Here is a 12,698-nt window from a genome sequence, read left to right on the forward strand (position 1 = left end):
CCCCCCCACCCCCAATTCCGCCCGCCCCCCGCCCCCCCCCCCGCCGCGGGGGGCCCCCCCCCCCCCCCCCCCGCTTGTCCGGTACCGGGTGGCCGAGTCCTACGGCGCCCTTCCGGTGTGGCCCGGCGAGTGTGCGGCCACCTCTTCCCACATCCCCCCACCGGAACCCTCCACAACGCCCCACCACTCCCGGTGACGGCGCGTGAACAGGGGGTTTGCTGGAAGTTGACGGGCGCTGTTCCGCCCATGGCACGCGGACGCGCGCAAGGAGGCAGAGCGCGCGAAAAGTTCGCACGGCCGGTGATAGCTGGGGTGACCTGCGAAATCCGTGGGCCGGGGAGCCACATCACCCCGTGTTTCGATTGAAAGTGGGGGAAAGTGGGGTAATGTGGAGCGCGCACTACAGGAGAGGCCGTAAGGCGCTCGGCCGGCCCAGCCGGCCAACACCATTCGAGGTGGTCCGGTAGGAGGTATCGGGGTTGTTTCTCGGTACTTACACACCTCGGTTGGACGACAAAGGGCGACTCACGTTGCCCGCGAAGTTTCGAGACGATCTGGCGGGAGGGTTGATGGTCACCAAAGGACAGGACCACAGCCTGGCCGTCTATCCGAAGGAAGAGTTCAGTGCGCTCGCCCGGCGAGCTGCTTCGGCATCCCGGAGCAATCCGCAGGCGCGCGCCTTCATCCGGGCGCTGGCGGCGGGAACCGACGAACAGCGGCTGGATACGCAGGGCCGGATCGTGTTGTCGGCCGAACATCGCCGGTACGCCAACCTCACCCGCGACTGTACGGTCATCGGTTCGGTGGACTTCCTGGAGATTTGGGACAAGCAGGCGTGGGAGACCTACCTCGCCGAACACGAGGAGGACTACGCGCAAGCGAGAGACGAGGCGCTGGGCGGAATCTTCTAGCCCGCGGCGAGTGCCACGCGGCCTCTGCCCGGACGCGGACCCTGACGTACTTCCCCGACGCCAGGTGCCGCTTCGGTCAGAGACCCCGCGGCATTCGTTCGGTCACCGATTTCCTTCTGTCGCACACTCTGTGGCCGCCCCCGTCGCGGTGGCGGCGCCGCATCTCACGCATATTTCCGAACCGCTTCGGCGCCGACGAACACCTCGGCGCCACGGTCCGATACGACCCGTAGCCGGTCGTTCCGCCGGCAAGGCACAACTCCGGGAGGTCAGGTGAACCGTGAGCAGCACGGCACGCGACACGTCCCTGTTCTGCTCACTCGCGCTGCGGAATTGCTCGACCCGGTACTCGACCGGCCGGATGCGGTATACCTCGACGCCACCCTGGGTCTGGGTGGTCATGCGGAGTACTTCCTGCGGACCCATCCCGCACTTCGCCTGGTAGGGCTGGACCGGGATACCCACGCGCTGGCTCATGCCGCCGAACGGTTGCGGCCTTTCCGGGACCGGATCACTCTGGTGCACACCCGCTACGACGGGATAGCCGATGCACTCGCCGAGGCGGGACTGCCCGCGACGGGGTCGGTGCACGGCTTGCTGATGGACCTCGGTGTCTCGTCCATGCAATTGGACGAAGCCGAACGCGGGTTCGCGTATTCGGTGGACGCTCCGCTGGATATGCGGATGGATCCGACCACGGGCCCCACGGCCGCCGATGTACTCAACACCTACAGTCACGGTGAACTCGCCCGGGTGCTGAAAACCTATGGCGAGGAACGTTTCGCGAGCCGGATCGCGGCAGAGATCGTCCGCCGCCGGGTCCGGCAGCCGTTCCGTACCAGTGCCGAACTGGTGAGCCTGCTCTACGATGCCATCCCCGCCGCCGCGCGGCGGACCGGCGGGCACCCGGCAAAGCGCACCTTCCAGGCGCTGCGGGTCGAGGTGAATGCCGAACTGGATTCGCTGCGGGCCGCGCTGCCCGCCGCACTGGACGCCTTGTCTCCCGGCGGGCGGATCGTCGTCATGTCGTATCAATCGCTCGAAGACCGGGTGGTCAAACACGAACTGGCGGACCGGGCGAAATCGCGTACCCCGGTGGATCTTCCGGTCGAGTTGCCCGGTATGGGGCCGCTGTTCCGGATTCTGACCCGCGGCGCCGAACAGGCGAGCGCCGCGGAGATCGAGGAGAACCCACGCGCGGCGCCGGTACGGATGCGGGCCGCGGAGAAGATCGTGCAGGAGGCGGAATGAGTCGCCTCGGCCGCCCGTCCCCGCACCCCGTACCCACCCGCCCGGTGGCAGCGAATTCGATTGTCCGCAAAGGGTTTATCGGGTACTACAAGGTGTATGCGATACCGGTGTATCGCATCGGAAGCGGGTGCCCGGCGGTACCGGAGGAGAAGCGGTCGGGCACAGCGGACGGATACAGCACAGGGGCACGCGCCAGGGCGACGCGGGCCATCACACCGATACGGGGGTGTCTGGTATGAGTGTGGGAACACGTACCGAAATCGGGCGACCAGCCCGGCGCGCACACAGCGCCGAGCAGGTGAAATCCGGTGCGGCACAGCGAGCGTACGAGCGTCGTCGGCAGCGGGCCACGACGCCTGCTGCGCCGGTCGGTTCGGAGCTGACCGGGCGGGTGCCATTCGTCGCCGCGATCCTGGCCATGTTCGGCTGCGGCCTCGCGCTGACGCTGGTGCTGACGACACGCGCCGCCGAGGACAGCTACCAGCTCAGCGACGCCCGGGAGGCCAACCGGGTGCTCTCCGACGAACGTGCGGCGCTGCAGCGGGAAGTCGCCGCGGCCGATTCCGCCCCCGAACTCGCCGCTCGCGCCCGGGAACTCGGCATGATCCCCGCCGACGACCCCGCGCGCCTGGTGGTGGCGCCGGATGGAACGGTCACCGTGGTCGGCGAGCCCGCACCGGCGCAGGGCCCGCCCGCACCTCCGCTGAACGCACCGCCGCGTGCCGCCACGCCCAATGGTTCCGATCCGGGGGAGCGGGTCGTCCCGGTGCCCACCACGCCGCCCGTGCCCGCCGCAAATCCCGCCCCGGGCAATGTGCTGGCCGCACCGGGTATCGATCCCGCGCAGCCACAGCCGGTGCCGGTTCCGGGTGGTGAACCGGCGCAGGGCCCGCCGCCCGCGGGGGCGGCACCCGCACCGGAAACTTCCGATGCGCCGGTCGCTCCGGCCCCGGGGAACGAGGCGGCTCCTCCGGCTGTTCCGGAGCCGGGTGCCGCCGGTGCGGCCGCTCCCGCACCGCTGGACGGCGCAGCTGCGCCGGTGCCACCGGTCGATCCGGGCGCGACACCCGCACCGGCTCCGGCGGATTCGAACCAGACCTCGACCCCGGCCCTACCGCCACCGGTTCCGGCCGGGATTCCCGCGGGCGCCCCGGGCGTGGTCGCCGGGGAGGAGATGCGATGAACCGGCGCGGGTCGGGACGCGGGCGCGACGCGCCGAAGTCCCGTACCGCGGCGAACCGGGGTTCCGCGAAGGGCCGTCCGGCAGCCGCCGCCCGCCGGCCCATTCGCTCGCGGTCCGGTGCGAAGAAGGACGGGCCGGTGCGGATGCGGCTCGGCGTGGGCCGGGTGATCATGCTCGTCGCGCTGACCGTGGTGGCGTTGCAGCTGTTGTGGATCCAGACGATTTCCGCGCCCACCCTCTCGGCGCAGGCAGCCGGACAGCGGACCACGTACCAGGACCTACCGGCCACCCGCGGCACCGTCACCGACCGGCACGGGAAAGCGTTGGCGCTCACGGTGATCGCCCAGGCGTTGAGTTTTCAGCCGGTGCGGGTGCGCAAGGATCTCGCCGATGCCCGGGCCGCGGACGATACCGCGCCCGAACCGGACGAGCGCCTCCAGGAGATCGCGCGCACAGTCCACGAAGTGCTCGGCCCGGACGGTCCCGAAGAGGACGATCTGCTGGCCGAGCTGCGCAGTGACGAACCGTTCGTGTATCTGGCCCGCAATGTCGATCCCCGCAAGGCCGACATCATTACCGCGAAGTTCCCCGAGATCGGGTCGGAACGGCAGGACCTGCGGGAATATCCGGGTGGCTCGCTCGCGGCGAATATCGTCGGCGCCACCGGATGGGACGGCCACGGCCGGGTCGGGCTGGAGGGCGCCCTGGATTCGGTACTGGCCGGCACCGACGGGTCCTACACCTACGATCGCGGTTCGGACGGTGCGGTCATCCCGGGCAGCTGGCGCGACCGTCAGCCCGCGGTGGACGGTAACGATGTCGAACTCACCATCGACTCGTATCTGCAGTACTACGTGCAGCAGCAGATCCAGCAGGCCAAGGACCGATCGGGCGCGAAATCGGCGTCCGCGGTCGTACTGGACGCCAAAACCGGCCAGGTTCTCGCGATGGCCAACGACAATACGTTCAACCCCGCGCTGGGCCCGGAGCACTGGGATCCGGCGGGACTGGACAACCCCTCGGTGACCCAGCCGTTCGAACCCGGTTCGGTGAACAAGGTGGTGACCGCCGCGGCCGCCGTCGAATACGGTCTCACCGATCCACACGAGGTGCATCAGGTTCCCGGCAAGATCCAGATGTCGGGGGTGACCGTCGGCGATGCCTGGGAACACGGTGTCGAGCCGTACACCACCACCGGGATCTTCGGGAAATCCTCCAATGTCGGCACCCTGATGCTGGCGCAGCGCATCGGGGAGGACCGGTTCGCCGATATGCTCGACCGCTTCGGCCTCGGCCGGCGGACCGAGGTGGGGTTGCCCGCGGAGAGTTCGGGTCTGCTGCCCGCCCGCGACCAGTGGTCCGGGGGCACCTTCGCGAACCTGCCGATCGGGCAGGGTCTTTCGATGACGACATTGCAGATGACGAGTATGTACCAGGCCATTGCGAACGACGGGGTGCGGGTGCCGCCGCGGATCGTGCGCGCAACGGTCGCACCCGACGATGCACGCACCGAAGAGCCGGCCCCGGAAGGGGTGCGGGTGGTGAGCCCGGAGACCGCCCGTACCGTGCGGACGATGTTCCAATCGGTGGTGCAGGACGATCCGACCGGCGTTCAGACCGGTACCGGCGCCCCCGCGGCTATCGAGGGGTACCGGATCGCGGGGAAGACCGGGACCGCGCAGCAGGTCGACCCGGACTGTGGCTGCTATTCGAGCGATTCGTACTGGATCACCTTCGCCGGTATCGCACCCGCGGACGACCCCCGGTACGTGATCGGATTGATGCTGGACGCGCCGCAACGCAGCTCCGACGGCGGCGGCGGACAGTCGGCGGCACCGCTGTTCCACGATATCGCCTCCTGGGCACTGCAGCGCGATCGGATACCGCCGTCGCGGCAACCGGAACAACAGTTCGTCCTGCAGGCGTCGTGATTCGGCGAACCGGCTTACCCGGCCCGGACGCGGCGTCGGTAACCTGACTCGTCGTCGTATCCGCGCGCTACATCATGCAGAGAGGAACCCCGTGCCCGCGCAGTCCAGCCAGCACGTGCTGCGGCCCGCCCGGCCGCCGTCGACCCCGCTGTCCGATCTGCTGGAAACGATCACCGCCGACCCCGGTCCGGCAGTGCCCGCCGACCTGCGGATCACCGGTATCGAGCAGCGCTCCGACGCCGTGTTACCCGGTGATCTGTTCGCCGCGCTACCCGGTTCGCGCGCGCACGGCGCCCGGTTCGCCGCGGCCGCGGTGGCGCGCGGCGCGGTCGCGGTGCTGACCGATCCGGCGGGCGCCGACGTGGCGGGTGAACTGGCGGTGCCCGTGGTGGTGCGGGATAACCCACGCGCGGTCCTGGGTGAGCTGTCGGCGGCGATCTACGGCCATCCGTCGGAGCGGCTGACCATCGTCGGAATCACCGGTACCTCCGGTAAGACCACCACCTCCTATCTCGTGGAGGCCGGGCTGGCCGCCGCGGGCCGGTCCACGGCGTTGATCGGCACCATCGAGACCCGGATCGGTGGTCGACGGGTACCCAGTGCGCTCACCACCCCCGAGGCACCGCAACTGCACGCCATGTTCGCGCTGATGGTCGAACAGGGTGTGGACGCGGTGGTGATGGAGGTGTCCAGTCACGCGCTGGCGCTGGGCCGGGTGGACGGTGTGCGGTTCGCGGTGGGCGCGTTCACCAACCTGTCGCAGGATCATCTGGATTTCCACGCCGATTTCGAAGACTATTTCGCCGCCAAACGCCGGTTGTTCGAACCGGATTCGCCGGTGGCGGCGCGTACCGCGGTGGTGAATATCGATGATGCGTGGGGACGCCGGCTCGCCGACGGCCTGGCCGCGCCGGTGCGGGTCTGTACGACCGGCCCGGCGGACTGGTCGCTGGCCGGGGCCGCCCGCACGCACGGCGGTGAACAGGAATTCACCGCAGCCGGGCCTACCGGGGAGACAGCGGTGCGGTTGCGGCTGCCGGGTGACTACAACGTCGCCAACGGGATGCTCGCGCTCGCGGTTTGCGCGGCGGCCGGGGTCGATCCGGCCACCGCCGCGCCCGCGCTGGCCACCGTGGACGTCCCGGGCCGGATGCAGCGGGTGGATCGGGGACAGGATTTCCTGGCCCTGGTGGATTACGCGCACAAACCCGCCGCCGTGGAATCGGTTATCGCGACCCTGCGCGCCCATCTGGCCGCCGCGGGGGGCGTGGGCCGGCTGGCGGTGGTGGTCGGTGCCGGGGGCGATCGCGATACCGGCAAACGTGGACTGATGGGCGCGGCCGCGGCGCGCGGCGCGGATCTGCTGATCGTCACCGACGACAATCCACGCAGTGAGGATCCGGCCGCGATCCGGGCGGCGCTGGTGGCGGGGGCGCACAGTGTGCCCGCCGAACAGCGCGGTGAGGTGCGTGACATCGGCGACCGGGCGGCGGCGATCGAGGCCGCGGTGGCCTGGGCGCGCGCCGGCGATGTGGTGCTGGTGGCTGGTAAAGGACATGAAGTTGGACAGGAGATCCAGGGCGTGAAATATCCGTTCGACGATCGGGAGGCGCTGACCGCGGCGATCGCGTCGACCCGGCCGGACAGTCCGCAGGGTGCGAATGCGGAGGACTTGACGATTCCATGATCGACATCAACTCGAGGCGCGGCGGCCGCGGACCGGCATTCGGTGCCGAGACGATACGGCCCGGCCTGCGTAGTCGTTCTCGCCGCCGGGCAGGCGGCGGAGCCGGCTACCGGCGCAGACCGCGTACGGCCGAAATCATTTCTGGCGGTGATCGGTGAACCAGGAACCCACCGAAACACCGGGCACCCGCGCAGCGGACAACCCGGCCCGACCCGTCCGGGAGGGCTTCACACTGCGGGAGGTCGCCGAGATCGTGGGCGGTGAGCTCCACGATGTCGAGGATCCCGGGGTGACGGTAACCGGCACGGTCGAATTCGATTCGCGCCGTATCGGTCCGGGCGGTCTTTTCGTGGCGCTGCCCGGGGAACGTGTCGACGGCCATGAATTCGCGGCGACCGCACTCGCGGCAGGGGCTGTGGCGGTACTGGCCGCCCGGCCGGTCGGTGTTCCTGCCGTTGTCGTTGCGCCGGCATCCGCCGAGTCGTCGAACGCGCTTGCTCTCGAGCACGATTCCGACGGTTCCGGCGCCGCCGTACTGGCCGCGCTGGCGGCGCTGGCCGAGGCGAGCGTGCGGCGATTGGTCGCGGCGGGTGGGCTCACCGTCATCGGTGTCACGGGTTCCTCGGGGAAGACCTCGACGAAAGATCTGCTGGCGGCGGTCCTGGCGCCGCTCGGTCCGGTGGTTGCCCCGCCTGGATCGTTCAACAACGAACTCGGGCATCCGTGGACCGCGCTGCGTGCCGGGCCGGACACCCGGTTCCTGGTGCTGGAGATGTCGGCCCGCGGCCCCGGCCATATCGCCGCGCTTGCCCGGGTGGCGCCCCCGAGTATCGGTGTGGTGCTCAATGTCGGCACCGCTCATCTCGGTGAGTTCGGCAGCCGCGAGGCGATCGCGAAAACCAAAGGTGAGCTCGTGGAGGCGCTGCCCGACACCGGGCTGGCAGTCCTGAACGCCGACGACCCGCAGGTCAGTGCGATGGCTACCCGGACTTCGGCGCGCGTGGTGATGGTCGGGCAGAGCGCCGCGGCGCAGATCCGGGCCGAGGGAATCACGCTCGACGAGCAGGCGCGCGCCTCGTTCACGCTGCGCACTCCGCAGGGTTCCCGCGACATCACCTTGGCCGTCCACGGCGAACACCAGGTGGGTAACGCATTGTCGGCGGCAGCCGTGGCGCTCGAATGCGGCGCCGATCTCGATACTCTCGCGGACGCCCTCTCCGGGGCCCGCGCCGCCTCGGCACGCCGCATGGACGTGCGGACCAGTGCTGCCGGGGTCACGGTGATCAACGATTCCTACAACGCCAACCCCGATTCCATGCGTGCCGCGCTCAAAGCGCTGGTCACCATGGCGCGGGCGGGTGATACACCGCGCCGCAGCTGGGCGGTGCTCGGGGAGATGGCCGAACTGGGCCCGGAATCGGTGGTCGAACACGACGGTATCGGCCGGCTGGCGGTCCGCCTGGATGTGGACCGGCTCATCGTGGTCGGCACCGGACGGCCCTCCCGGGGCATGCACCAGGGAGCGGTCATGGAAGGCTCATGGGGTGAGGAGTCGGTGCTCGTCCCGGATATCGAAGCGGCCGTACAGTTGCTCGACGCCGAAGTCGAAGCAGGTGATGTGGTGCTGGTGAAAGCATCGCAGTCGGTCGGACTGTGGGCGGTGGCCGAGAAGCTGCTGTCCACAGGAAGCAAGAACACGGGTGCCGGTACGCCGGCGCCGGGCGGCTCGACCGCCGATGGGGCAGGCACGGAGGCAGTGCGTTGAGACAGATCTTGTTCGCGGCGGCGATCGCACTGACGGTGTCGATCCTGTTGACCCCGCTGCTGATCCGGATATTCGCCCGGCGCGGCTTCGGGCAGGAGATCCGGGTCGACGGACCGGCCAGCCACCAGTCCAAGCGGGGTACCCCCACCATGGGCGGGGTCGCGATCATCATCGGTATGTGGGCCGGGTATCTGGGCTCGCATCTGATCGGAATCGGCTACGACGCCGAAGGGCCCACCGCGTCCGCGCTGCTGGTGCTCGGCCTGGCCACGGCGCTGGGCGTGGTCGGATTCATCGATGATTTCATCAAGATCCGCAAAGGCCGCAACCTCGGACTCACGGCGGCCGGCAAATACCTGGGACAGGTCACCGCCGCGGTGGTGTTCGGTGTGCTGGCCCTGCAGTTCCCGGGTGGTAACGGGCTCACCCCGGCCGGCCGGCAACTGTCGTACGTGCGCGATATCAACACCGTCACCATGAGTGTGGTGGTGTTCCTGGCCTTCATCTGTTTCATCGTCGTGGCCTGGTCGAACGCGGTGAACCTCACCGACGGCCTGGACGGCCTGGCCGCCGGGTCGATGAGCCTGGTGCTCGGTGGCTACGTGGTCATCACCTTCTGGCAGTACTACCACTCGTGCGAGACCAAACCCGAGACCGGCTGCTACAACGTGCGCGACCCGCTGGATCTGGCGCTGGTCTGCGCGGCCGGGACCGCGGCGTGTATCGGTTTCCTGTGGTGGAATGCGGCGCCGGCCAAGATCTTCATGGGCGATACGGGTTCACTGGCGCTGGGCGGTCTGCTCGCCGGGATTTCCGTCACCACCCGCACCGAACTGCTGATGGTCGTCATCGGCGCGCTGTTCGTCGCCGAGGCGGCGTCGGTGGCGCTGCAGGTCGCGGTCTTCCGCACCACCCGCAACCGGTTGTTCAAGATGGCGCCGTTCCATCATCATTTCGAACTGAGCAAATGGGCGGAGACCACGGTGATCATCAGGTTCTGGCTGCTGGCCGCAATGGCCTCGGCGGCCGGACTCGCCTTGTTCTACAGCGAATATCTCTCGGCGGTCGGGTGAGCTGACGATGGAGGAACATGCACCGCGGGCCCTGCGTTCGCCGGGGCCGATGCTGGAATTCTTGCGCGGCCGGGAAGTTCTGGTCGCGGGCTGGGGCGTCTCGGGTCGATCGCTGATCGCGCCGCTGCGCGATATCGGCGCCCGGCCGGTGGTCACCGACAACGGTGCCCGCGCCCTTGCCGAGGCGGCCGAACTGGGTCTCGATATCGCCCCGGCGCCCGAATTGGAGAACACCGACTGGTCGCGATTCGCACTGGTGATCACCAGCCCGGGCTGGCGGCCGGATTCGCCGGTGCTGGCCTCGGCGGTGGCCGAGGGGATACCGGTCTGGGGCGATGTGGAGTTCGCCTGGTGGGTCGATCAGGCCCGGCTCTACGGCCCGGTACGGAAATGGCTGGTGGTCACCGGAACCAACGGCAAAACCACCACTACCGCCATGACCCACTCCATTCTGCGGGCCGCCGGAATCCCCAGCGTGGCCTGCGGGAATATCGGCCTGCCCATTCTCGACGCACTCCGCCGCAGCCCGGGTCCGCAGGTACTGGCGGTGGAGTTGTCCTCGTTCCAGCTGCACTGGGCGCCCTCGGTACGTCCGGAAGCCGGTGTGGTGCTGAACGTGGCCGAGGACCATCTGGACTGGCATGGCGGACTCGACGCCTATGCCGCGGCCAAGTCGCGGGCGCTGCTGGGCCGGATCGGGGTCGTCGGACTCGACGATCCGATCGCCGCGGGGCTGGCCCGCCGGTCCAAGGCACGCCGCACCATCGGATTCCGTATCGGGGTGCCCGCCGACGGTGAACTCGGCGTGGTCGACGGCAAACTGCTCGACCGCGCGTTCACCAAGGCCGCGATTCTGGCCGAAGCCAAGGAGATCAGCCCGCCCGGCCCCGCCGGTGTCGCCGACGCACTGGCCGCCGCCGCGCTCACCCGGGCGATCGATGTGGCGCCGCAGTTCGTCCGCGAGGGCCTGGTGGCGCACAAGGTCGGCCCGCACCGGTCGGAGCTGGTACGGGAACTGGGCGGTGTCGAGTTCGTCGACGATTCCAAGGCCACCAACCCGCACGCCGCGCGTTCGTCGATCCTGGGTCATCAGCATGTGATCTGGCTGGCCGGTGGTCAGCTGAAGGGCGCCGGTGTCGACGATTTGGTGGAGGAAGTGGCCGAGCGGCTGGTCGCCGTGGTGTTGTTCGGTATGGACGCACCCGTGATCGCGGCCGCGCTGGCGCGACACGCGCCGGAAGTCCCCGTTGTGGAGCTGGATACGCGAGACCATTCCGGCATGGGTCAGGCCCTCATGAACGAAGCGATCACCGGCACACCGGATACCGATATCGCCGACGCGGTCATGGCCCGCGCGGTCCGTGAGGCGGCGGCGTTCGCGGGGCCGGGCGATACGGTGCTGCTGGCACCGGCCGCGGCCTCACTGGATATGTTCACCGATTACACCCACCGGGGCCGCAGTTTCGCCGCCACGGTCGAGGAGCTGAAGGACGAGGACCTCGGGCGGCGGTTATGAGACCGCGCGGTACGCGACAGGTGCAGGTCGGCCGGTTCGGCGCCTGGCTGGCGCGACCGCTCGCCTCGTTCCATCTGGTGGTCACCATCGCCACCCTGCTCACCGTGCTGGGTCTGGTGATGGTGCTGTCGGCGTCGAGCGTGGAATCCTACGCCGACGGCCGATCGGCGTATGCGCTGTTCGTGCAGCAGGCCATGTACGCGGTGATCGGCGCGGTGCTGTTCTATCTGGCGCTGCGGATCCCGCTGCGCCGGCTGCGTCAGGTGTCCTTTCCGCTGTTCGCGGCCTCGGTGCTGCTACTGGTGCTGGTACTGATCCCCGGGGTGGGCAGTACCGTCAACGGTGCGCGCCGCTGGATCGACCTCGGCCTGTTCTCGATCCAGCCTTCCGAGGTCGTGAAGGTGACCTTCGTGGTCTGGGGCGCCCATCTGCTGGTCTCGCGCCGCGCGGCCGCGCGAGCCGCCAACGATCCCGGGGGACTCAAGAACCTGCTGGTGCCCTTGGTTCCCGCCGGGTTGCTGGTCTGCCTGCTGATCGTGTTGCAGCCGAACCTGTCCACCACCATCGCGATGGGTATCGTCCTGCTGGCGCTGCTGTGGTTCGGCGGCCTGCCGCTGCGGCTGTTCCTGGCGATCCTCGCCTCCGGGGCCATCGCCGCCCTGGTGCTGGCGCTGTCGGCCGGTTACCGCTCCGACCGGATGCGGGCGTTCTTCAACCCCGGCGACGATCCACAGGGCATCAACTATCAGGCCCGCCAGGCGATGTACTCGCTCGCCGACGGCGGGCTGTGGGGGCGCGGGCTGGGCCAGAGCCGGGCCAAATGGAGTTACCTGCCCAATTCGCACAACGATTTCATCTTCGCCATCATCGGCGAGGAACTGGGCTTCCTGGGTTGTGCGCTGGTATTGGGGCTGTTCGCGCTGTTCGTCTACACCGGTCTGCGGATCGCGGCACGGTCGGTGGACCCTTTCCTGCGGTTGCTCACCGCCACCGCCACCACCTGGATCACCGGTCAGGCGCTCATCAACATCGGGTATGTGGTCGGTCTTCTGCCGGTGACCGGGTTGCAGCTGCCCCTGGTCTCGGCCGGTGGTTCGTCGCTGGCGCTGACCCTGTTGATGTTCGGCATCATCGCCAACGCCGCCCGGCACGAACCCGAGGCGGTGGCGGCCTTGCACGCCGGGCAGGACGGCCGGGTCAGCCGGCTGCTGCGCCTGCCCAAACCGGAGATCTACCACCCGCCCCGGTCGCGTTCGGGTACGCCGGCCCCGGGCGGCAGAACACCCGCCCGCGGGGCCCCCCCCGCCCGGGGCCCGCCGCCGGCCCCCCCCCCCGCCCCCCCCCCCGGGGGCGCAACCCGGCGGGCGCCCCCGGGCGGGGG

Annotated in this window: 9 protein-coding genes; all 9 read left to right on the forward strand. The window is 69.4% G+C overall.

Annotation, left to right across the window (positions count from 1 at the left end; translation table 11 throughout):
- The first annotated feature begins 479 nt into the window (after positions 1-479).
- Positions 480-911 (forward strand): division/cell wall cluster transcriptional repressor MraZ, encoded by a 432-nt coding sequence (mraZ, locus tag QH195_RS31025; RefSeq protein ID WP_033245100.1) that lies wholly within the window; start codon positions 480-482, stop codon positions 909-911.
- 273 nt (positions 912-1,184) lie between these two features.
- On the forward strand, positions 1,185-2,162 hold the full coding sequence (gene rsmH / locus QH195_RS31030) for a 16S rRNA (cytosine(1402)-N(4))-methyltransferase RsmH (protein ID WP_280437987.1): 978 nt from the start codon (positions 1,185-1,187) through the stop codon (positions 2,160-2,162).
- A gap of 235 nt (positions 2,163-2,397) precedes the next feature.
- Positions 2,398-3,345 carry a hypothetical protein gene (locus QH195_RS31035; RefSeq protein WP_280437988.1) on the forward strand — a complete coding sequence of 316 codons (948 nt, stop codon included), beginning with the start codon at positions 2,398-2,400 and terminating at the stop codon, positions 3,343-3,345.
- On the forward strand, positions 3,342-5,276 hold the full coding sequence (locus tag QH195_RS31040; protein WP_432278350.1) for a peptidoglycan D,D-transpeptidase FtsI family protein: 1,935 nt from the start codon (positions 3,342-3,344) through the stop codon (positions 5,274-5,276). Before QH195_RS31035 ends, QH195_RS31040 begins: the two co-directional genes overlap by 4 nt.
- A 91-nt stretch (positions 5,277-5,367) precedes the next feature.
- Positions 5,368-6,963: a UDP-N-acetylmuramoyl-L-alanyl-D-glutamate--2,6-diaminopimelate ligase gene (locus QH195_RS31045; RefSeq protein ID WP_280437989.1), complete on the forward strand. Its 1,596-nt coding sequence runs from the start codon at positions 5,368-5,370 to the stop codon at positions 6,961-6,963.
- Positions 6,964-7,195: 232 nt separating this feature from the next.
- A complete protein-coding gene (locus QH195_RS31050) occupies positions 7,196-8,728 on the forward strand; it encodes a UDP-N-acetylmuramoyl-tripeptide--D-alanyl-D-alanine ligase (protein ID WP_280421542.1) in 1,533 nt (510 codons plus the stop codon).
- Positions 8,725-9,801 carry a phospho-N-acetylmuramoyl-pentapeptide-transferase gene (mraY, locus tag QH195_RS31055; RefSeq protein ID WP_195057676.1) on the forward strand — a complete coding sequence of 359 codons (1,077 nt, stop codon included), beginning with the start codon at positions 8,725-8,727 and terminating at the stop codon, positions 9,799-9,801. Before QH195_RS31050 ends, mraY begins: the two co-directional genes overlap by 4 nt.
- Before the next feature lie 49 nt (positions 9,802-9,850).
- Positions 9,851-11,317 carry a UDP-N-acetylmuramoyl-L-alanine--D-glutamate ligase gene (murD, locus tag QH195_RS31060; RefSeq protein ID WP_280421543.1) on the forward strand — a complete coding sequence of 489 codons (1,467 nt, stop codon included), beginning with the start codon at positions 9,851-9,853 and terminating at the stop codon, positions 11,315-11,317.
- The coding region (gene ftsW / locus QH195_RS31065) for a putative lipid II flippase FtsW (protein ID WP_280437990.1) at positions 11,314-12,698 on the forward strand (1,385 nt) is incomplete at its 3' end. The genes murD and ftsW, both read left to right, overlap by 4 nt.

It is taken from the genome of Nocardia carnea (assembly GCF_029868855.1).
GTDB lineage: Bacteria > Actinomycetota > Actinomycetes > Mycobacteriales > Mycobacteriaceae > Nocardia > Nocardia carnea_A.

Bases quoted from the DNA above. Each gene is read 5' to 3' on its own strand.
- murD (WP_280421543.1), top strand. From the start codon at position 9,851: ATGCTGGAATTCTTGCGCGGCCGGGAAGTTCTGGTCGCGGGCTGGGGC.
- QH195_RS31040 (WP_432278350.1), top strand. From the start codon at position 3,342: ATGAACCGGCGCGGGTCGGGACGCGGGCGCGACGCGCCGAAGTCCCGT.
- QH195_RS31035 (WP_280437988.1), top strand. From the start codon at position 2,398: ATGAGTGTGGGAACACGTACCGAAATCGGGCGACCAGCCCGGCGCGCA.